This window comes from Corynebacterium meridianum, from assembly GCF_016342265.1.
In the GTDB taxonomy this organism is placed as follows: Bacteria; Actinomycetota; Actinomycetes; order Mycobacteriales; family Mycobacteriaceae; genus Corynebacterium; species Corynebacterium meridianum.
In genome coordinates this window covers 59,823-78,904 of record NZ_JAEIOS010000009.1, presented here as the reverse complement: position 1 = coordinate 78,904, position 19,082 = coordinate 59,823, and the positions used below count along the sequence as shown (strand labels likewise).

16 protein-coding genes and 1 tRNA gene are annotated in these 19,082 nt (G+C 65.5%); 9 read left to right on the top strand and 8 right to left on the bottom strand.

Going from position 1 to position 19,082, the window contains the following annotated elements; genetic code table 11:
• The first annotated feature begins 54 nt into the window (after positions 1 to 54).
• Positions 55 to 127, top strand: a tRNA-Glu gene (locus JDV75_RS00400).
• Positions 128 to 182: 55 nt separating this feature from the next.
• Here JDV75_RS00400 and JDV75_RS00395 read toward each other — a convergent pair.
• Positions 183 to 905 carry an IclR family transcriptional regulator gene (locus JDV75_RS00395; protein ID WP_198737293.1) on the bottom strand — a complete coding sequence of 241 codons (723 nt, stop codon included), beginning with the start codon at positions 903 to 905 and terminating at the stop codon, positions 183 to 185.
• 99 nt (positions 906 to 1,004) lie between these two features.
• On the opposite strand from JDV75_RS00395, the gene leuC reads away from it, so the two are divergent.
• Together leuC and leuD are read left to right on the top strand one after the other, a co-directional pair.
• Positions 1,005 to 2,489 (top strand): 3-isopropylmalate dehydratase large subunit, encoded by a 1,485-nt coding sequence (gene leuC, locus JDV75_RS00390; RefSeq protein WP_198737292.1) that lies wholly within the window; start codon positions 1,005 to 1,007, stop codon positions 2,487 to 2,489.
• 20 nt (positions 2,490 to 2,509) lie between these two features.
• Positions 2,510 to 3,103, top strand: coding sequence for a 3-isopropylmalate dehydratase small subunit (gene leuD / locus JDV75_RS00385; protein ID WP_198737291.1), 594 nt, complete (start codon positions 2,510 to 2,512; stop codon positions 3,101 to 3,103).
• A gap of 32 nt (positions 3,104 to 3,135) precedes the next feature.
• On the opposite strand, the gene JDV75_RS00380 is transcribed toward leuD, so the two are convergent.
• The 3 genes from JDV75_RS00380 to JDV75_RS00370 all read right to left on the bottom strand — a co-directional run bounded on the left by JDV75_RS00380 (position 3,136) and on the right by JDV75_RS00370 (position 6,424).
• Positions 3,136 to 3,399, bottom strand: coding sequence for a hypothetical protein (locus tag JDV75_RS00380; RefSeq protein WP_198737290.1), 264 nt, complete (start codon positions 3,397 to 3,399; stop codon positions 3,136 to 3,138).
• An 85-nt stretch (positions 3,400 to 3,484) separates the two neighbouring features.
• The gene (locus JDV75_RS00375; protein ID WP_198737289.1) at positions 3,485 to 4,486 is read right to left on the bottom strand and encodes an NUDIX hydrolase; all 1,002 of its coding nucleotides are present in this window, start codon (positions 4,484 to 4,486) and stop codon (positions 3,485 to 3,487) included.
• Between the two features lie 678 nt (positions 4,487 to 5,164).
• The gene (locus JDV75_RS00370) at positions 5,165 to 6,424 is read right to left on the bottom strand and encodes a hypothetical protein (protein ID WP_198737288.1); all 1,260 of its coding nucleotides are present in this window, start codon (positions 6,422 to 6,424) and stop codon (positions 5,165 to 5,167) included.
• 1,502 nt (positions 6,425 to 7,926) lie between these two features.
• Between JDV75_RS00370 and JDV75_RS00365 the strand changes: the two genes are divergently transcribed.
• Positions 7,927 to 8,925, top strand: a complete 999-nt coding sequence (locus JDV75_RS00365; protein ID WP_198737287.1) for an NAD(P)H-dependent glycerol-3-phosphate dehydrogenase — start codon at positions 7,927 to 7,929, stop codon at positions 8,923 to 8,925.
• Positions 8,926 to 8,970: 45 nt separating this feature from the next.
• Positions 8,971 to 10,095 carry a D-alanine--D-alanine ligase family protein gene (locus JDV75_RS00360; RefSeq protein WP_248097093.1) on the top strand — a complete coding sequence of 375 codons (1,125 nt, stop codon included), beginning with the start codon at positions 8,971 to 8,973 and terminating at the stop codon, positions 10,093 to 10,095.
• Positions 10,096 to 10,114: 19 nt separating this feature from the next.
• Here JDV75_RS00360 and JDV75_RS00355 read toward each other — a convergent pair whose 3' ends face one another.
• A complete protein-coding gene (locus JDV75_RS00355) occupies positions 10,115 to 11,098 on the bottom strand; it encodes a hypothetical protein (RefSeq protein ID WP_198737285.1) in 984 nt (327 codons plus the stop codon).
• Between the two features lie 51 nt (positions 11,099 to 11,149).
• Entirely contained in the window at positions 11,150 to 12,121 is a 972-nt protein-coding gene (locus JDV75_RS00350) for a DUF3515 domain-containing protein (protein ID WP_198737284.1), read from the bottom strand.
• Between the two features lie 74 nt (positions 12,122 to 12,195).
• Between JDV75_RS00350 and JDV75_RS00345 the strand changes: the two genes are divergently transcribed.
• The 4 genes from JDV75_RS00345 to JDV75_RS00330 are packed head-to-tail and all read left to right on the top strand — an operon-like array spanning position 12,196 to position 17,715.
• A complete protein-coding gene (locus tag JDV75_RS00345) occupies positions 12,196 to 13,215 on the top strand; it encodes a thiamine-phosphate kinase (protein WP_198737283.1) in 1,020 nt (339 codons plus the stop codon).
• Positions 13,212 to 13,916 carry a uracil-DNA glycosylase gene (locus JDV75_RS00340; protein WP_198737282.1) on the top strand — a complete coding sequence of 235 codons (705 nt, stop codon included), beginning with the start codon at positions 13,212 to 13,214 and terminating at the stop codon, positions 13,914 to 13,916. Before JDV75_RS00345 ends, JDV75_RS00340 begins: the two co-directional genes overlap by 4 nt.
• Positions 13,917 to 13,927: 11 nt before the next feature.
• On the top strand, positions 13,928 to 15,592 hold the full coding sequence (locus JDV75_RS00335) for a DAK2 domain-containing protein (RefSeq protein WP_198737281.1): 1,665 nt from the start codon (positions 13,928 to 13,930) through the stop codon (positions 15,590 to 15,592).
• Positions 15,593 to 15,597: 5 nt separating this feature from the next.
• Positions 15,598 to 17,715 (top strand): ATP-dependent DNA helicase RecG, encoded by a 2,118-nt coding sequence (locus tag JDV75_RS00330; protein WP_198737280.1) that lies wholly within the window; start codon positions 15,598 to 15,600, stop codon positions 17,713 to 17,715.
• 149 nt (positions 17,716 to 17,864) lie between these two features.
• Here the strand turns inward: JDV75_RS00330 and pflA are convergent, their stop codons facing one another.
• Entirely contained in the window at positions 17,865 to 18,743 is an 879-nt protein-coding gene (gene pflA / locus JDV75_RS00325; RefSeq protein WP_198737279.1) for a pyruvate formate-lyase-activating protein, read from the bottom strand.
• 46 nt (positions 18,744 to 18,789) lie between these two features.
• Positions 18,790 to 19,041 (bottom strand): autonomous glycyl radical cofactor GrcA2, encoded by a 252-nt coding sequence (gene grcA2 / locus JDV75_RS12065; protein ID WP_198737278.1) that lies wholly within the window; start codon positions 19,039 to 19,041, stop codon positions 18,790 to 18,792.
• Positions 19,042 to 19,082 lie beyond the last annotated feature (41 nt).

Sequence of the window (19,082 nt, the reverse complement as noted above, 5' to 3'; positions counted from 1 at the left end):
GTGATTTGTCACTGCTTTGGTGGTCGCCTAGAGTAATGCGAGTCCACAAGGCATGCCCCGTTCGTCTAGGGGCCTAGGACGCCGCCCTCTCACGGCGGTAACACGGGTTCAAATCCCGTACGGGGTACAAAAAGGAAAAGCCCGGACCGTTAAGGTCCGGGCTTTTTCGTGTTTCGGGATGCCTAGAGCATCGCGGACAGTTCGCGTGCCGCGCGGCCGAGTTCCACGCCCCACTTCTGGCCGGGATGGGGGCGCAGACGTTCCGCTGGCCCGGAGATCGACAGGGCCGCGACCATGGCGGCGTCCTCGAACACCGGGGCGCTGAGTGAGGCGAGACCCGCCTCGCGCTCGCTTACGGATTCCGCGTAGCCGAGACGGCGGACCCGTTCGAGATCATCGGTGCTGAAGGCGGCGTCGGGCAGGATGACGCCCCGGAGCTGCGGGGAAGCGTACGCCATGAATACCCGGGCCGCCGATCCGGCGGTGAGGGACATGCGGGAACCGACGGGGACGGTGTTCTGCAGGCCCGACGGGGGCTCGAGGGAGGCGATGCAGGTGCGGGTCGTTCCCGTCAGCCGGTACAGTTGGACGGATTCACCGGTGGTCTCCATGAGTGCGCTCATCACGGGGCGTGCAGCGTCGATGAGTTTGTCGGAGGCGTTCGCTCCGAGGGTTGTGAGGGTGCGTCCGATGCACCATCTGCCGTCGCCGGTGCGGGTCAGCATGCTGTGCACCTCGAGGGCGGTTGCGAGTCGGTGCGCGGTGGCGCGGGGGAGTCCGGTCGACTCACAGAGTTCCGCCAGTGAACGGGGTTGTTCGGCGACCGTGGAGAGGATGAGCACGGCGCGGTCGAGGACCTTGATTCCGCTTCCTTCGCTGACGTCCGGTGAGCTATACTGTCCCATATTCTGATATTAACATCCCATGTTGTGGGAAAGCGAGGGGAAGAACAGCCATCTCCCCCTCCGGCTCCCGCAAAAGTCAACACACGGAGGTGCTCCGACATGACCGGTCCGAACGATGTTGCCGCCGCCGGCGTCGCAGCAGACGGACCCCGCACCCTCGCGGAGAAGGTCTGGGCGGATCACATCGTCGCCAAGGGGGAGGGCGACGACCCAGACCTGGTGTACATCGACCTGCATCTGTTGCACGAGGTGACGTCCCCGCAGGCCTTCGACGGCCTCAGGCTCGCCGGACGGCGGCTCCGTAGGCCGGATCTCACACTGGCCACCGAGGACCACAACGTGCCCACCTCCGGGATCACCACCGGCGCTGTGATCGAGATCGAGGATCTCATATCCCGGACCCAGGTGGACACCCTGCGGAGGAACTGCGAGGAGTTCGGAGTCCCCATCTTCCCCATGGGAACCGCGGAGCAGGGCATTGTGCATGTCGCAGGTCCGCAGCTGGGGCTCACCCAGCCGGGAATGACCGTCGTCTGCGGCGACAGCCACACAGCAACCCACGGCGCATTCGGCGCCATCGCCTTCGGCATCGGCACCTCCGAGGTCGAACACGTCATGGCGACGCAGACGCTCTCACTGAGGCCCTTCAAGACCATGGCCGTCAACGTCTCCGGGACGCTGCCGGACGACGTGACCGCAAAGGACCTCATCCTCGCGATCATCGCGCAGATCGGTACCGGGGGTGGGCAGGGGCACATCATCGAGTACCGCGGAGAAGCCATCGGGAAACTCTCGATGGAGGCACGCATGACGGTGTGCAACATGTCCATCGAGGCCGGTGCCCGGGCCGGCATGATCGCCCCCGACGACGTCACCTTCGAATATCTGAAGGGCCGGCGGCACACCCCGACCGGTGCGGACTGGGACGCCGCCGTCGACTACTGGCGCAGCCTCCGCACCGATGACGGCGCCGAGTTCGACACCGTCGTAGAGATCGACGGTTCCGCACTCACGCCGTACGTCACCTGGGGCACCAACCCGGGCCAGGGGCTGCCGCTCGACGGCCGTGTCCCGTACCCGGAGGACTTCACCGACGAGACTGAACGCATCGCGGCGGAGAAGGCGCTGTCCTACATGGACCTCGTGCCCGGCACGCCGCTGCGGGAGATCACCGTCGACACCGTGTTCGTCGGATCCTGCACCAACGGCCGGATCGAGGACATCCGGGCGGTTGCGGCGGTCCTGGACGGCCGCCGTGTCGCCGACGGCGTCCGCATGCTCGTCGTCCCCGGATCCGCCGTGGTCCGCGCCCAGGCGGAGGCGGAGGGGCTCGACTCCATAATCCGTGCCGCCGGTGCCGACTGGCGCCAGCCCGGCTGCTCCATGTGTCTGGCGATGAACCCGGACAAGCTGGAACCGGGTGAACGGGCGGCCTCGACCTCGAACCGCAACTTCGAGGGACGCCAGGGACCCGGTGGACGCACCCACCTCGTGTCACCACAGGTGGCCGCGGCGACGGCGGTACTCGGGCATCTCGCCGCGCCCTCCGACCTTGACCCGGTTCCCGCACTCGCGGGCGTCTGAGCGGCGAAGAGAGGAAAACAATGGAGAAGTTCACCGAATTCACCGGGATCGGCGTCCCGCTGAAACGCTCGAACGTCGACACCGACCAGATCCTGCCTGCCGTCTACCTGAAACGGGTCACCCGTACCGGATTCGAGGACGCGCTGTTCGAGAGCTGGCGCAGGGACCCCGAGTTCGTCCTCAACCAGGACGCGTTCCGTGACGGTTCGATCCTCGTCGCGGGCTCCGACTTCGGGACGGGTTCCTCCCGCGAGCACGCCGTGTGGGCGCTCATCGACTACGGGTTCCGGGTCGTGTTCTCCTCGCGCTTCGCCGACATCTTCCGGGGAAACGCCGGCAAGTCCGGGCTGCTCGCCGCGCAGATGGAACAGACCGACATCGACATGCTGTGGAAACTGATGGACGCCGACCCCGGCATGGAACTCACCGTGGATCTCATCGAACGCACCGTGACAGCCGGATCCCACGTCCTGCCCTTCACCGTCGACGACTACACCCGCTGGCGGTTGCTCGAGGGCCTGGACGACATCGGACTGACCCTGCGGGACGAGCCCGCGATCAGCCGCCACGAGGCCGCGCGGCCGACGTTCAAACCGGTGACCCGCCAGGGCTGATACGGGACTCCGGATCTCCGTGCGTTCGTGGTTCAGAGGTACGTGAAATCGTCATCGTCCATCATCTGCGCGAAGCGTTGAATGCCGACGATCAGGGCGACGATGACGATGCACTGGATCACCTCGACGCGATACCGCTCCGGAGTGGAGATCCAGACTCCGTACAGGGTGCAGGCGGCCAGGAGAACGGCAGCCGCCAGTGTCGTTCCGGTCAGCCGCGTCGGGCGGTCGATCCCGGGATGGAGCACCCCGAAGTAAGACGCGAGTGACTGTTTGATCTTGAGACCGATATCCATGAAGGGCTCCTCACCGCCTGGATTGGGAAGGGAATTTACGGGGATGGTGGATCTGCCGTCCCACCGCACCCCAGGTCCGTGCGTGCTACTTCACGGGCAGGGGGCTAACGAGGTAGTCCGCCCCGGTGAGCTCGCCGTCGGTTGTGAAGGTGAGCACCCACACCGACGCCTTCTTCGCCTCGGGTTCGTGCAGGGGGAGACGTCCCTCGGCCGACAACCAGGCGATCACATCGGGGATCGTGAGTCCCTGCGAGATCACGACGGGAGTCCCACCGCCGGAGATGATCTCGCCGAAGCGTTTCTTCGAGTCCTTCATCGCGGTGGTCCACCCCTCATCGCCCAGCAGCACGTCGGACTCGATGTCGAGGCCGAGGTGTGCTGCGAGGGGCTCCGCCGTGGCGACGCAGCGGTCAGGTTTTGCAGAGTAGATTCGGTCGGGCCGGTAGGGCGTGAGCAGCTCCGTCAGTGCCGTCGCCTGGCGACGTCCCTTCTTGTCCAGCGGGCGGACGTCATCGTTGCCGGACCAGGTGCGGCGCGCGAAGGCGTGGGCGTGGCGGACCAGGAGCAGACGGGTGTCCACCGGGACCGCCAGCCGCTTGGCCGCCTTGTCGAGCACCTGGCGGTCGACGTCGTAACTCAGCAGTTCGCGGGCCTCCGACAGGGGGAGCCACCGGATCTCATCCACCTCGTCGTTCGCGGTGAACTCACCGTGCATGACCTTGCCGGTGAAGTAGTAGACGGCCTTGGTGCGGTCGGCGACCGGGTACGCCACGCGGCCGAGCAACTTGCCCAGGCGGACCTCGTAGCCGGTCTCCTCGAGGATCTCGCGGGCGGCGGTCTGTGGCAGGGACTCGCCGGGATCCACCTTGCCCTTGGCCAGGGACCAGTCGTCGTAGCGCGGACGGTGGATGACCGCTACCTCGACGCTCTCCGGATCGGTGAGCTCGCCGCGCCACAGCACGGCGCCGGCCGCGAGAGTACACCTACGGAACTCGCCGGCGGGGTGGGCGGGAATGGACTGGAAACGCCCCGTGACGTTCAGCGCATTACTGCGGTCCTTGTCGGACTCGCTCGATTTCTTTGCCATCTGGTTTCCACTCTCCTTGGCTGGTTTGACGGGGTGCTGTCCCCATCATTGTCCATCCTGGAGCGGCCCGTGGGTGAAATCGGGGGACGTCACAAGGTGTACTGGAACAAAACGACACGCAGAAAGGCAGAACCGCCCAGAAAAACCGCCACCAGAGGCGATCCCCTCTTCCGACGGGAAAACTTCCATCATACCCGCGCGGACCACACCGTTTACCGTGTTCGAGGCTCCTTTCGTGTGCGCCTGGTCCCCGGTGGGCTCCCGGTCGATGGGTCGCTCGCAGGCACAGCTCATATGCTATTTTTCCGTCAGAATCGTGCCGCTCGGGGGACCAGTTCAGCGATGGTGCGGTCTTTTCGTGTGCGCCTGGCTAAATAAAGAAATGAGAGTCCCAGCTACCATGCGCAGTTGGTGGGACAGCAGATGTATTTACATCCAACGTAGTTTCAGGATCACTCAAGCTTGGGGGCCTCTATCCACCGGGAGGACACCGACGAAAGCAGTTATCCTGAGAAACACGGAAAGACTAGACAATCAAGAGGGCTTTTCCGCCCCTCTGCTGTTCGAATGACGACTTCATCCCATCTTCCCTGGAGCCGAGAATGAGGCTTCCGAGTTCAATCATGCGGCGAAGCGCTTGCTGCAGCCGTCTCCCGCCGGGCAATCGGTAGGTTGAAACTACCCGGGATCCGGGCGCCCGTCGGAGATGACCTCAACTTTGAACGGGGACCCGTTCAGTGGGCCCAGACGTGCACGAATTCTATCGCTCTCGTCATGAACCAGTACCTCTGTACTGTGGCCGAGTAGTTTGTTCGTCAGCTTGTAACGCATCCGTACGACTATTGGTTCGCCGATCTTGACCAGAGCCAGGTCACCTCCCCAACGGCCCTGCGTGGCCACCCCACCGCAGCACACCACGGGGCGAGTGAACGCCTGATGGAATCCGAAAAGGGAAATGAAAGGGTTCGGACGAATGTCCGCCTTGACTGCCACGAAATTATCCAGGGCGGCGGAATCTGTCGATGTGGAGAGGATCGAGACATGCGTGTAGCGATTAGGTGGTGTAATTACGCTTAGGAAGCAGCCGATCATGATCAGGTCGAAACTGGCAAGGCCCGTACTAAGGAAATTTCCGCCATGCAGGACAACAACTAAGGTGAATGCGAAGCGCCGCATATTAGCGGTGCCGATAGCATTGATCGAGATTAAAAATGCCAGTACTACAGGCGTCCAGGTAGCCACCGCTGAAAGCCAGCCATGCTCGGAAGTTCCAGATGTTTCAAGAAGCTGGTACCAGTCACCAAATGTAGTATTATTCGTGGCATGGTAGAGTGCAGTTTCACTGTTCCAGTCGGCAACACCGAGCTTGATAAGTGCAGCGCCGGCGTAAAGGAAACACAACAGAACTCGGCCGAAAATGATCGCAGTCCGACTGATTCCCTCTAAGGGGGCCGGAATGCGATCCATGTCAAGGTTTGCGAGGTAGCAATTGCGCCTGTTGTCACTCAAACTCACAACCGCAAGCAGGCCAACAAAAATGAGAGCTACAGATTCTCCACCGTCCGGGAGAGTGACTGCAATCGATATCGTGTAGGTGATGTAGAGATGCAAAAATCCGGTCCACCGCGGATAGAAACCGATTATGACCAGGATCAGCCCAAACGCAATCATCACGTCAGCAAGGCCCAAATTTTCGTTACCGACCACGCAGTACAAACCGGCCTGACTCCAACTTTGACAGCGCGGTCCGAACGGTTGCGGACCAACTTCCGCGAATCGTATCTCTTGCGAGACGGAGAGAATGAAGATCAATTGTGTGACAGCGATGATGGATCTGCCAATTGAAATGAACCTGGATTGAATATTCGCAGATCTAATTATCGCTTCGAATCTTGTCGATGATTCCATTTTGATCATCGGCGCATCCTGATCACTCATCACATGTCACCCGTGTCTTCGCAGCCTTATCGATTCTGTATTCATCTTTAATTGGTGATCGAAACGTCCATGGGGTGATGAGGGTCGAGTTTCTTATGACGTCTTGAGATATTGTTTGAGGTGATGACATGTTGCCAATTTCTCCGAGAGTTCTTAGGTCTGCATCTTTGGGGAACGGCGAGAAATCGTCGATGCAGTCCCTCCGTCCTACATTCGGGATCTGCGGGATAGGTCCGGCAAGTTCAGGCCCTTGAGCGTTTTGATTTCCAGATGTGCCAGAAGAACTCGAGGTGCGCCAGAACAATTTGACCGCCGGTTTTTGGGGTTCGCATCAGACTTTGGAGGGAGTCGCCGTCACGGGGAACTGGTACCTGATCACTCCGGGTACGACGTGGATAACGTTGGCCACCTCAGTCGCTGCAGCTGCATGTGCATGTAACGCCGCATTCAAAACGGCGGCGCCATTGATTCTATACTGTCGTTGGTGGCACGCAACCTTACGGTGCGTAGTGCCTTCCTCTGATGGGGGGGCTGTATTCCCTCCCGATCTCGCGAAGCCCAATGTGGGCCCCATGTGGTGGTCAGATTTTCCCGTTGCGTACGGTTCTGCTCTCCGCGCTGTATTGGGAGCAAAATGACATCATGGTGATCCGGAACCTTTTCGAGCAATTTCTCGTACGGAAATGTTACTTGATTTTTGGTCGAATTAACCCGTTGAGCATTGTTCGTCCGCGCCAGGCGGGCAAGATCGGGATTCATCTAAGCCGCTCCGCCGGAGCTGAAGACGGTCAACTCGGTCACTTCCCGATCTGTGTGGGGGAGTTCCATGGGTCAGCCGCTCTTCCGGGCGCTGTGCGCCGAGGAGGTGTTCTGTCGGGGACGAATTCTGGTTGTTCTGTGGGGTTCTCGATGGTGCCTGCAAACCTTCTGACCGGTCAGTGCCTGCATTCGGGGGGCGAGAGAATCCGCCGGGTGAGACAGTTGATCCTGGAGTGCGTTCCATTGAAAATGGTCTCGGGTGACACGTTTTTCTTCGGGTTTCATTCTCGGGCCGGTGGGGTTTCGGACCGAACCGGGATGTTCATGCTTCAGAGAGGCTCAGCCCCTTCGTTGTTCTAACCTTAACCCTGGCTCGGCTCAATTTATAGGGACTTACTTAATCGTGAAACCGAGAACAACTGCAACGATTGGTGGTGGGGGCGTTCCCACAGACGGGCTCATCGGCGGAATTTTCAGTCCCCCGCTACCCTCTTGGTGTGCTCTATCCGTTCCGACGAAATCCGTACCTCCGGCTGTAGCATCGGTGCGAATTAGGTCATGCGATCGTCGGACCAGGTCAGTTCCCTGCCGCAAAGCGAAAACCACGTGCCGTCCGCAGAAGGACTCCCGGATGTCCCCACGGTGGCGAAGCGACCGCACGCGTTAGAATCGGGTGAGTGTTTTCTGGGAACCGCCGGCGGAGGGGTCCGCCGCACCGGACACCGAGGACGAGGAGAACGATCATGGTCAGAGTCGCAGTCATGGGTGCCGGTTCGTGGGGCACCACCCTCGCCAAGGTCTTCGCCGACGCCGGGAGCGCGGTCACACTCTGGGCCCGCCGCAGCGAGGTCGCCCGCACCATCCAGATCAGCCGCGAGAACACCGACTACCTACCCGGGCTGGTTCTCCCCCGGGAGATCCGGGCGACATCCGAGCCAGCGAAGGCGCTGCAGGACGCCGACATCGTCGTCCTCGCGGTCCCAAGTCAGACGCTCCGGGAGAACCTGTCCGAATGGCGGGACCTCATTCCGGAGGACGCGACCCTCCTGAGCCTGGCCAAGGGCATCGAGCGGGGCACCCACCTCCGGATGACGGAGGTGATCGCCGAGGTGGCCGGGGTTGATCCGGACCGTATCGCGGTCCTGTCCGGGCCGAACCTCGCCCGCGAGATCGCCCTGGAACAACCCGCGGCGACGGTCATAGCGTGCACCGACGAGAAGCGGGCGAAAGCGGTCCAGGCGGCACTCGCGGCACCCTACTTCCGCCCGTACACCAACGACGACGTGATCGGCTGTGAGATCGGCGGCGCGTGCAAGAACGTCATCGCGCTGGCCTGCGGTATGGCGACCGGCAAGGGGCTGGGGGAGAACTCCCTGGCGTCGCTGATGACCCGGGGGCTGGCGGAGATCTCCCGACTCGGGGAGGCCCTCGGGGCCGACGCCCGCACCTTCGCGGGTCTCGCCGGCATCGGCGACCTCATCGCGACCTGCTCATCGCCCCTCTCCCGGAACCGGTCCTTCGGAAAATGCCTCGGCCGCGGAGATTCTCTCGAGGACGCGGCCCGGGCGACCCACGGCCAGGTCGCGGAGGGCGTCATCTCGTCTCAGTCCGTCTGGCAGCTCGCCCGAGAACATGGCGTCGAGATGCCGATCACCCAGGCCGTCGTCGGAGTGTGTCACGGCGGAATGGACGTGGACACGATGATCCGGGCGCTCATGGGGCGCTCGAAGAAGGCGGAATAGTACGGGACAGGACACCTGGCGGGGACGCTCGGTACGATGACGGTCGTGACTTCACCCGTTGAACCCAGTACCGCCCCAGTAGGGGGCACCCCCGGATCCGACCGCCGCATCCGCGTCGCGGTCGTCTACGGGGGCCGCAGCTCCGAGCACTCCGTGTCATGTGTGACCGGCGGCGCGATCATGTCCCACCTCGACCCCGAGCGCTACGAGATCGTACCGGTCGGAATAACGCGCGAGGGCGTGTGGACCGTCGGTGAACCCGATCCCCGGGCGCTCACAATTTCCGGGCGCACCCTGCCGGAGGTGCGGCTCCGCGAGCGCCTCCGGCTCTCCCTCGATCCGGACTCCCGGGGAAGGCTCATCGTGCTGGACGGGGCCCGTGCCGGGCAGGTGCACGCCGAGGTGGACGTGGTTTTCCCCGCATTGCACGGCCGGTTCGGCGAGGACGGCACCGTCCAGGGGATGTTCGAGCTCTCCGGAGTGCCGTACGTGGGCTGCGGCGTCCTGGCGTCAGCGTGCTGCATGGACAAGGAGTACACGAAGAAGCTGCTCGCGGCGGCGGGTCTCGCGGTCGCCCCGGAGATCATCCTCCGGGAGCACAGGGACCTCGACTCCGCCGAGCGCGAACGCCTGGGTCTGCCCGTCTTCGTGAAACCCGCGCAGGGCGGATCCTCCATCGGAGTGTCCCGGGTGACCGACTGGTCGGACTTCCCGGCCGCCCTCGACACCGCGTTCTCCGAGGACGACAAGGTCATCGTCGAATCCCAGATCACCGGCCCCGAGGTCGAGGTCGGTGTCCTGCAGTACCCGGACGGTCGGCTGTTCGCCTCGGTCCCGGCGCAACTCCAGGGCACCGATTCCGGAGACGAGGGATTCTACGGCTTCGACACGAAGTACCTCGATGACGCCGTCACCCCGCAGATCCCGGCTCCACTGGATGAGCCGACGACGGAGGAGATCCGCCGGATGGCCGTCGCCGCGTTCCGCGCCGTCAACGCAGACGGGCTCGCCCGGGTCGATTTCTTCGCCACACCGTCCGGTCCGGTGATCAACGAGGTGAACACGCTTCCCGGGTTCACCCCGATCTCCATGTATCCGCAGGTACTCGCCGCGTCCGGCGTCGCCTACGGCGAGCTGCTGGACATTCTCGTCGCCCGCGCGCTGCGCTGACAGACACCCGGTCAGTCCGCTAGTCCTTTCGTGCGGGTGCGGTGACGGTCCACAGGGAGCGCATCGCGGCGCCCCGCCTGGTCTTCGCCTCGAACGCCTGCATCCCGAGGTGCAGTGTCACGACGCCACGGTTCGGTTCGGCGCACCACGCCAGCGGCTCCCAGAGTGCGAGGTGCGCGTAGAGCGGACCCGCGACGGCGTCCCGGGACGGGTCGCGGAGGCCCACCACGTCTACGGTCGCCGCGTCCCCGACCTTCCGGAGCACACTGAATCCGACTATCTCTCCGGTGGCTTCCGTGGCGGTGAATACCGTCGACGAATCGGCCAGGAACCGGCGCCGGCGTTCCAACAGATCGATCGCCCGTGCATCGGTGACGGAGTACCCGTTGGCCCGCTGCACCGATCCGAGCAGGGGGCCGAGAACGGCGGGGGAGGGGCAGTCAGCGGACGTGGCTGGGGCAGCGGTGATCCGCACCGTCCCCCGGGCGAATGCGGCGAGTTCTCCGCGAACGTCCTCGCGGCGCTCGCGGGACTGGAGCGCCGCGGCGATGTGCGCCTCGATACCGCCGTCGGAGACGGATACCGTGCAGTCCGCGCCGGCGAGACGCAGATGGGAGGCGTCGTAGCCGAGTGCGCGGATCAGGCGCCGGGAATCATCTCCGCTGAGGCAGGGCCACGTCCAGGCACCACGCGACTGTGGAAACAGATCGACCGCCGAATCAATCAGAGCTGACAGCCGCGCCTCCGGCACCCCGTCATCGAGGAGGAGCCGTGAGGCTCTGCCGGTGCATCCACCCAGGACCAGACCCGCGGGGTGGTGTGGTGGCCGCGCCGTGGGGCAGTGGTGGGCAACGAGGAAGGCACCCTGTCCGTCGGAGAGATACGCGGGTTCCACGGCGGGATCCTCCGAATCGACTAACCTGCACCAGTCCGGGTCGGAGTACACGCCGGCGACGCGGTCGAAACCCGGCAGGTCCGGTTTCGCGCTGCGGAGGATGGTCATCGTGGTCCTTCCTGGGACTGATCGGGACGGGTGAAGCAGGAGGGACCGCCGCTACCGGGCACCGGGAGCCCCGGGGATGTTCCGGGAGATCGCGTCACCGAGGCCGACGATCGCGGTGTTCCCCGCCGCCTGCGGCATGGACACCGCGACGTTCGCCGTCCGGCCCAGTGCATACCAGGTTCCGGCGGTGGTGCCGTTGGCGAGCGTGGTGTCCCGGTACCAGGCGATGTCGTTGACCTGCTGCACCTGAACGCCGGGTTCGTAGGAAGGGGCCTCGGCGACCCCGCACCGGAGGACGACGGGTTCCGCACCGGGTGCGGTCCACGCAGCCGAACCGGCGGGCAGACCGGCTGCACTGATCCGGTCGTCCTCGATACGGATGTACCCGGCGGCACCGCTGAGTTTCTCCGGCAGAGAGGGGAGCAGCTTGTCGCAGCCCTGATCGGAGGTTCCCCGCCCGAGTTCGGAGAGCGGGGCCGGAGCGGGGGCGGGGTCGGTGCGGTCCAGGGTGTCGAGCGCTCCGGAGAGTTCCGCCACCGGGGCCCCGGCGCCATCCAGCGCTCGGTCATCGGCCGTCACAGCCACCACCGGAGTCCGGTTCACGGCGAACCACGTCCGGAGACTCGAACCCGTGGTCGCGTCGTCCACCCGGATCCAGTCCGTACCGTCGACGTCCGTCGTCTCGGACAGCGTCGTGTACTGCAGTGGGAGCGAGACACCGCACCGCAGGGTGATCCTGCTGACGGAGTTCGACCGCCACGCGGCCGCACCCGCGGGAGCTGGGTCGGTGAGCTCGGCCCTGGGATGCCCCGCGAGTTCCCGGGGGAGTGCGTCGAGGAACCGCGAGCACCCCGGGGAGTCCGCGTCCGGGGAATCGATGGTGGACATGGAGACGGGCTGCAACGCAGCCTTCCGGTAGACGATCTTCGCCCCGATCAGGGTGGCGATCACCAGTGCCACTGAGAGCCCCAGGGCTATGTACAACGGAACGCGCTTAAATGGGGTGGAATGCTCGGTGGTCATGGAACCCCATCCTAGTCGCCGGGTAATGTGCACTCCTGCCCGTACCCCTCCACCGAAAAAGAGTGATCGACGCCGTGGCCACCGAATTTCCCGCCCGATACACCGGTCCGACCGTCGCCGAGATCGGGGAACGCGCCACGATCCGGGCGATCCTCGACGCGGCCCCCTCCCACCGTAACGGCGACGACGCGGCGGTACTCCCACTGCCGAACCCCAACACCCGGACCGTGGTCACCACCGACATGCTCGTCGAGGGACGGCACTTCCGTCTCGACTGGTCCCGGGCCGCCGAAATCGGGCACAAGGCCGTCGTGCAGAACTTCGCCGACATCGAGGCGATGGGGGCCCGACCCGTGGCCGTCGTCCTCGCGCTCTCCACACCGGGGCACACCCCCGTCGATTTCATCACCGAACTCGCCCGCGGAGTCGGGGACCGCGTCTCCGCCTACAGCGCCGACCTCGCCGGAGGGGATCTCACCGGGGGAGAGCACGTCGTGGTGAGCGTCAGCGCCATCGGTCATCTCGGCGGAAGCCTGCCCGCACTCACCCTGGATGCCGCCCGGCCGGGCCAGGCTGTGGTCGCCTCGGGACGCATCGGCTATTCAGCGGCCGGACTCGCGCTCCTGCAGAGGTACGGGCGGGAACAGGTGCCCGCGGAGTTCTCCGGTCTCGTCGACGCACACCTCGCCCCCACCGTCGATCCGGGCAGGGGAGTCATCGCCCGGGCCGCCGGCGCTTCATCGATGACCGACAACTCGGACGGACTCATCACCGACCTCGGTACCATCGCCCGGCGCAGCCAGGTCGGCATCGACCTGGCGGACCTCGCCATCGCACCCGACGAACTCCTCACCGCAGCCGGGAAACTCCTGGGAGTCGACCCCTGGACCTGGGTCCTCACCGGTGGAGAGGACCACACCCTCATAGGCACGACATCGAAGGACGCCCCCAGCGGGTTCCGCGTGATCGGAGCGGTCCACCGCCGCAGGGCAGGTGCCACCGTCACCGTCGATTCGGTGCCCCCCGTCCACAGCGCCGGTTGGGACAGTTTTCCCGGGTCGGGCGGCGGCATCCTAGACTCGGAGACACCATGAGTGACACAGACAACCCCGTGCAGATGTCCGAGGACCGCACCACGGCCCTCCCCGTCGAGGAAGGCTGGCGGAGGGTGCTTGAACCGGTGGCGCCGGCCATCCACCGGATGGGTGACTTCCTCCGCGCGGAGAACGCGGCGGGCCGCGGCTATCTCCCCGCCGGGACCGACGTACTGAGGGCATTCACCTATCCCTTCGACGAGGTCAAGGTCCTCATCGTCGGACAGGATCCGTATCCGACACAGGGACACGCGATGGGGCTGTCCTTCTCCACCCAACCCGGGGTCCGTCCCCTGCCCAAGTCACTGGCCAACATCTTCCGGGAGTACTCCGAGGACCTCGGATTCCCCATGCCGGTCGACGGTGACCTCACCCCCTGGTCGAAGCAGGGTGTCGCCCTGTTCAACCGGGTTCTCACGGTGCGTCCCGGTGCTGCGGCGTCCCACCGCGGGAAGGGCTGGGAGGAGATCACCGAAGCGGCGATCACCGCACTCGCCGAGCGGAACCGGCCACTCGTCGCGATCCTGTGGGGTCGCGACGCCCAGAACACGCAGCGGTTCCTCGGCGACACGCCGTGCATCTGCTCCCCGCACCCGTCCCCGCTCTCCGCACACCGGGGATTCTTCGGATCCCGTCCATTCAGCCGTGCCAACGAGATCCTCACCTCCCAGGGTGCGCAGCCCGTGGACTGGCGTCTGTAGACTTGTCGACCATGGCCCCAGACGTATCCCTCGACGGAACCGCCCTCCTTTCGTGGGCGGAACGGGCGGTGGAGGCGCTGTCCACCCGCAGGGAGGAGATCAACGGGCTGAATGTCTTTCCCGTCCCGGATGCGGACACGGGATCGAACATGACCTTCACGATGGAGGCCGCACTCGCCGAGGCCACCAGGCTTGACGAGGTTGAGAAGGAGAGCGCGCACGCCGTCGCAGCCGCGCTGGCCGCAGGATCCGTGCGCGGCGCCCGGGGCAACTCGGGTGTGGTGCTCAGCCAGGTCATCAGCGGTATCGCCCAGGCCGCCGCGAGCGGGAACATTGACGGGGAGTGCCTGAAGAACTCCCTCGCAATTGCCGTGCGCCTGGTCGACCGCGCCATCACGGAACCGGTAGAGGGCACCGTCGTGACCGTCCTCCGGGCAACCGCCGTCGCCGCGGCGCAGGCCGGGCGGGGCCTCCGGGAGACGGCCGTCGCCGCCGTGGACGCGGCCCGCACCGCCCTGATGAAGACCCCCTCCCAACTGGAGGTGCTCCGGTCGGCGGGTGTCGTGGACGCCGGTGGAGCGGGACTCGTCGTTCTGCTCCAGTCGCTGCTCGATGAGATCGAGGGAATCGCCAGAGAGGATGGCGTGATCGATTCCTTTGGTGCCCCTCTTTCGGCCCACCCCGTCACGGTCGACAACGCCGTCTGCGACGGTCGGCACGGACGGCACCGGGAGCTCGAGATCATGTGTTTCATCCGGTTGAGCGGCGGGAACACCCTCGGGTCGCTCCGCGCGACCTTGGCGGAGATGGGCGACAGCCTCATCCTCGCACCCGCCGACACCGATCCGGACGGTCCCGCCCGTGCCGCCACCGTCCACATCCACAGCAGCGTTCCCGGTCCCGTGATCGAGGAGCTGTACCGGGCAGGTGAGGTGAGCGATCTCCGTCTGGAGGTGCTGCCGGAGAGTCCACAGGTTGAAACCCTCCACCGTGCGGTCATGGCACTCGCACCCGACGGCCCGCTCGCGGAACTGTACCGGCAGGCCGGTGCGATAGTCATCACCCCGGGTTCACCCGGTGACGACGCCACCGACACGGTCTCCAGGATTCTCGCGGAACTGCGCAGCCGCGGTATCGGCGAGGTCATTCTGCTCCCGAACGGCCTGCTCACCCGCAGGGAGATGGTGTCGGCGGAACTCGCCGCCCATGCCGCGGACCGCACCATGACGATCCTGCCCACCGCGCGGCTCGTCAGCGGCATCGCCGCGCTCGCGGTCCACGATCCGGAGCAACCCGTGGCGGTTGATTCCTACGCCATGGCGGAGGCTGCGGGCTCCATGCGTACCGCCATCCTGCAACGAGCGGAGAAAGCCGCGCTCACCCTGGCCGGCCCGTGTTCCCGTGGGGACATTCTCGTCACCAGCGGTACCGGAGTTCTCCTCGTCGCCGATGATCTCCAGACCGCACTCGAACAGGCCTGCACCCGGTTGCTCGGACGGGGTGGAGAACTGGTCACGCTGCTCCTCACCGACGAAGCCGCGGCAGAGATCGATCTCGCCAGGTTCACCGATCAGCTACCCGGTGTCAACAGCGCGGTGGAGCGCGGTGCCGAGATCGAGGTGATGGTCTATCCGGCCGAGGGGCTCGCGCATCTCGCCGAGATCGGGGTGGAGTAGCACCCATGCTCGGTTGGCGAGACACCCGGAGAATCGACGATCTGATCCCGAAGAAGAACGCCGCCGCACTGGAGAAGGCATTCGGGTACATCACCGTCGACGAGCTTCTCCTGCACTTTCCGCGCGCCTGGTCGCACCACGGTGCCGGGGTCAACGTCGATGCCGCGGAGCCGGGAGACACGGTCACCTGCGTCGGTACGGTGATCTCGGCCAGGACCGGCCACACGTCCACCGGGAAGCAGATGCACCGTATCACGATCAGTGACGGCACAGGCACCCTGTCCGCGACCTTCTTCCAGGCCAGACTCCCGGCGAGACAACTCAAGGCCGGTGTCCGGGCGATGTTTTCCGGGAAGCTCCGTATCTACCGGGGTCAGGCGGAGATCTCCCACCCCGCGTACGTCATCCTTCCCGAACCCGGGCGGAGACAGTTCGCCACGGGATCGCTGCGTACCCTCGGTGACTTCGGATCCCCGGAGGAACTCGAGGAGCTGCTTTCCCAGCTCGAGTACCTCGCCGTCTACCCGGGTAAGAAAGGGGTCACCAGTTGGGCGCTGCTCGGCGCTGTGAACGTCGTGCTCACCCAGACGTCCGAGATACCCGAACCACTCGATGTGGTGCCCGACGGCTTGGTCGGGTTCGACGAGGCGATCCGGGGCATCCACCAACCCGACGCCCGCGGACCCGAGCCGTTCATCGAGCGTCTGAAGTACAACGAGGCACTGTCGTTGGCGCTCGTCATGGCGCTGCGCCGCGCCGATGCCGCCACCCGCATCGCACCCGGTTGCCCGGACCTCACGGACGGGCAGAAGGCGACGATGCTCGCGAACCTCCCGTTCCCCCTCACCGCCGGGCAGCGGGAGGTCAACGAGGAGATCTCCCGGGAACTCGCCGAACGGCAGCCGATGAGCAGGCTGCTTCAGGGGGAGGTCGGCTCCGGCAAGACGATCGTCGCGCTGCTCGCCATGCTCCAGGCCATCGACTCCGGCAGGCAGTGCGCTCTCCTCGCCCCCACCGAGGTGCTCGCCGTCCAGCACGCCCGCAGCATCACGGCGAGCCTCATGGCTGCCGGTGTGCCGGCGACGGTGACGGTTCTGACCGGGTCGATGACCGTCGCACGGCGCCGACAGGCCCTGCTCGACACCGTGTCCGGACAGACGGACATCGTCGTCGGCACCCATGCCTTGATCCAGGACGGAGTCGAGTTCTTCGATCTGGGCCTGGTCGTCGTGGACGAGCAGCACCGCTTCGGCGTCGAACAGCGCGACCGGTTGCGCAGCGCCGGGCGCGACGGCATGACCCCGCACCTGCTGGTGATGACCGCGACCCCGATTCCCCGCACCATCGCGATGACGGCGTTCGGTGACCTCAGGGTCTCCACCCTCCGCGAGCTTCCCGGGGGCCGCCGCCCGATCAGCAGTTCCGTCGTCCCCGGAGCGAAGCCCGCCTGGGTCAACCGGGCGTGGGAACGCATCCGCGAGGAGGTGGCGGCGGGTCGTCAGGCGTTCGTCGTCTGCCCACGCATCGACGGTGAGGGAGGGGTCACCGAGACCTTTGAGATGCTGCAGGGGGAGATCTTCCCCGAGCTCACCGTGGGGCTGCTCCACGGCCGGATGCACCCCGAGGACAAGGACCGGGTGATGTCCGACTTCGCCGCAGGCGGAATCGACGTCCTCGTGTCCACCACCGTCATCGAGGTCGGCATCGACGTGCCCAACGCCACCGTGATGTACATCCGTGAGGCCGACAACTTCGGTGTCAGTCAGCTGCACCAGCTGCGTGGGCGGGTGGGCCGTGGCGGGCACGCCTCACTCTGCCTCCTGCACACCGACCAACCGGAGGACACCGATTCCTTCGCGAGGATCAGCGCGATCGCCGCGACGACGGATGGCTTCCGGCTCGCGGAGCTGGATCTGCGCTCCCGCCAGGAGGGGGACGTCCTCGGTACCGCACAGTCCGGTGGCCGCCGCCACGTCCGGTTGCTCGACCTGATCGATGACGCCCCGATGATCGAGCGGGCCTCGCGGGATGCGGTGGAACTCGTGAACAGGAACCGCAGGCTCGCGGAGCAGTTGGTCAGTGACGTCGAGGTCGAGGAACAGGAATTCATCGACAAGACCTGACGTGTTCGATGTGCCCCGGTCCGGATGTTCGGGTTTTCCCGCCGGCACCTGACGGCCGGGCGGGGAATGCTCGGGCGCGCCGCCCGGCCTGTACCCGGCGGGGAGGGGAGGAAGATAGCCTGATCCCGGTGATTGTCGCGCTGGGCCGTTCAGTGGACGGTGAATCCGAGTGCGCGGAACCGGTCCCGGACGGCCTCCGTCGCCTCGGGGGACGGTGGCTTCGTGTCCTCCAGGTTGTAGTGCATGCCGAGTTCGTGCCACTTGTCCCGGCCCATGTTGTGGAACGGCAGCACCTCGACGCGCTCCACGGAGTCCTTCCACCGGGAGACGATGTCGCACACCTTGCCCACGTTGTCGGGGTCGTCGGTGAGCCCGGGGACGAGAACGAACCGGATCCAGATCTTCTTTCCGTGTGCCGCGAGGCGGTCACCGAAGTCGATGGTGGGCTGCAGCTCGCGGCCGGTCACGTGGCGGTAGGTGTCCGGGTCCCCCGACTTCACGTCGAGGAGGAACAGATCGATCGAGTCGAGGTCGGAGTCGGTCAACCGCGAACCGAGGTATCCGGAGGTGTCCACGGCGACGTGGATCCCGGCGTCGTGACAGGCGGTGAACACCCGCCGGGCGAACGCGATCTGGAACAGCGGTTCGCCACCGGAGATGGTCAGTCCGCCGCCGGAGGCCCGGAACACCGCCCGGTAGCGCTTCACCTTGGCGATGATGTCCTCGGCGGTCTCCAGGGTGCCGGTCCGCATCTCCATCGTGTCCGGATTGTGGCAGTACTGGCACCGCAACGGGCAGCCGGAGAGGAACAGCGTCATCCGGGTTCCCGGACCGTCGACCGCCGTCACCAGCTCCCAGGAGTGGACCAGGCCGACATCACCCGTGCGCCGGGCCGCGAACAGCTTGCTGCGGCCCTCGGTGTCGTCGGGCAGTACGGAGTGGGCACCACCGATGCCCTCGGCGGTTCCCCGTATCCTCGGCCCCTCGGAGGGGGCGACGACGACGGGGGAGTTGATCCCGTCGGACATGGTGGTGCTCCTTTTCGGTACTTCCGTGCCTCAGCGGGCGGTGATGTCAGGCGCCCTCATGGAACGTCCGGGAGATGACGTCGAGCTGCTGTTCCTTCGTCAGCTTCACGAAGTTCACGGCGTACCCGGACACCCGGACGGTGAGGTTCGGGTACTTGTCGGGGTTCTCCACCGCGTCCTCGAGGGTCGAGCGGTCGAGGACGTTGATGTTGGCGTGGTAGAGACCGGAACCGGAGTGCGTTGCGGCCCGGTTGGACTTCATGTCGGCGAGGCGCTCGTCGAAAGAGAGGGATGACATGTGTGGTTCTCCTTTGGATGGTGGTGGATGGGAGGTTTGGT

Excerpts from the sequence above, each read along its gene's own strand:
- grcA2 (WP_198737278.1), bottom strand. The coding sequence starts at position 19,041 with ATGTCATCCCTCTCTTTCGACGAGCGCCTCGCCGACATGAAGTCCAAC.
- leuD (WP_198737291.1), top strand. The coding sequence starts at position 2,510 with ATGGAGAAGTTCACCGAATTCACCGGGATCGGCGTCCCGCTGAAACGC.
- pflA (WP_198737279.1), bottom strand. The coding sequence starts at position 18,743 with ATGTCCGACGGGATCAACTCCCCCGTCGTCGTCGCCCCCTCCGAGGGG.
- JDV75_RS00395 (WP_198737293.1), bottom strand. The coding sequence starts at position 905 with ATGGGACAGTATAGCTCACCGGACGTCAGCGAAGGAAGCGGAATCAAG.
- JDV75_RS00355 (WP_198737285.1), bottom strand. The coding sequence starts at position 11,098 with ATGACCATCCTCCGCAGCGCGAAACCGGACCTGCCGGGTTTCGACCGC.
- JDV75_RS00365 (WP_198737287.1), top strand. The coding sequence starts at position 7,927 with ATGGTCAGAGTCGCAGTCATGGGTGCCGGTTCGTGGGGCACCACCCTC.
- JDV75_RS00350 (WP_198737284.1), bottom strand. The coding sequence starts at position 12,121 with ATGACCACCGAGCATTCCACCCCATTTAAGCGCGTTCCGTTGTACATA.
- leuC (WP_198737292.1), top strand. The coding sequence starts at position 1,005 with ATGACCGGTCCGAACGATGTTGCCGCCGCCGGCGTCGCAGCAGACGGA.
- JDV75_RS00380 (WP_198737290.1), bottom strand. The coding sequence starts at position 3,399 with ATGGATATCGGTCTCAAGATCAAACAGTCACTCGCGTCTTACTTCGGG.
- JDV75_RS00335 (WP_198737281.1), top strand. The coding sequence starts at position 13,928 with ATGGCCCCAGACGTATCCCTCGACGGAACCGCCCTCCTTTCGTGGGCG.
- JDV75_RS00375 (WP_198737289.1), bottom strand. The coding sequence starts at position 4,486 with ATGGCAAAGAAATCGAGCGAGTCCGACAAGGACCGCAGTAATGCGCTG.
- JDV75_RS00370 (WP_198737288.1), bottom strand. The coding sequence starts at position 6,424 with ATGAGTGATCAGGATGCGCCGATGATCAAAATGGAATCATCGACAAGA.
- JDV75_RS00330 (WP_198737280.1), top strand. The coding sequence starts at position 15,598 with ATGCTCGGTTGGCGAGACACCCGGAGAATCGACGATCTGATCCCGAAG.
- JDV75_RS00340 (WP_198737282.1), top strand. The coding sequence starts at position 13,212 with ATGAGTGACACAGACAACCCCGTGCAGATGTCCGAGGACCGCACCACG.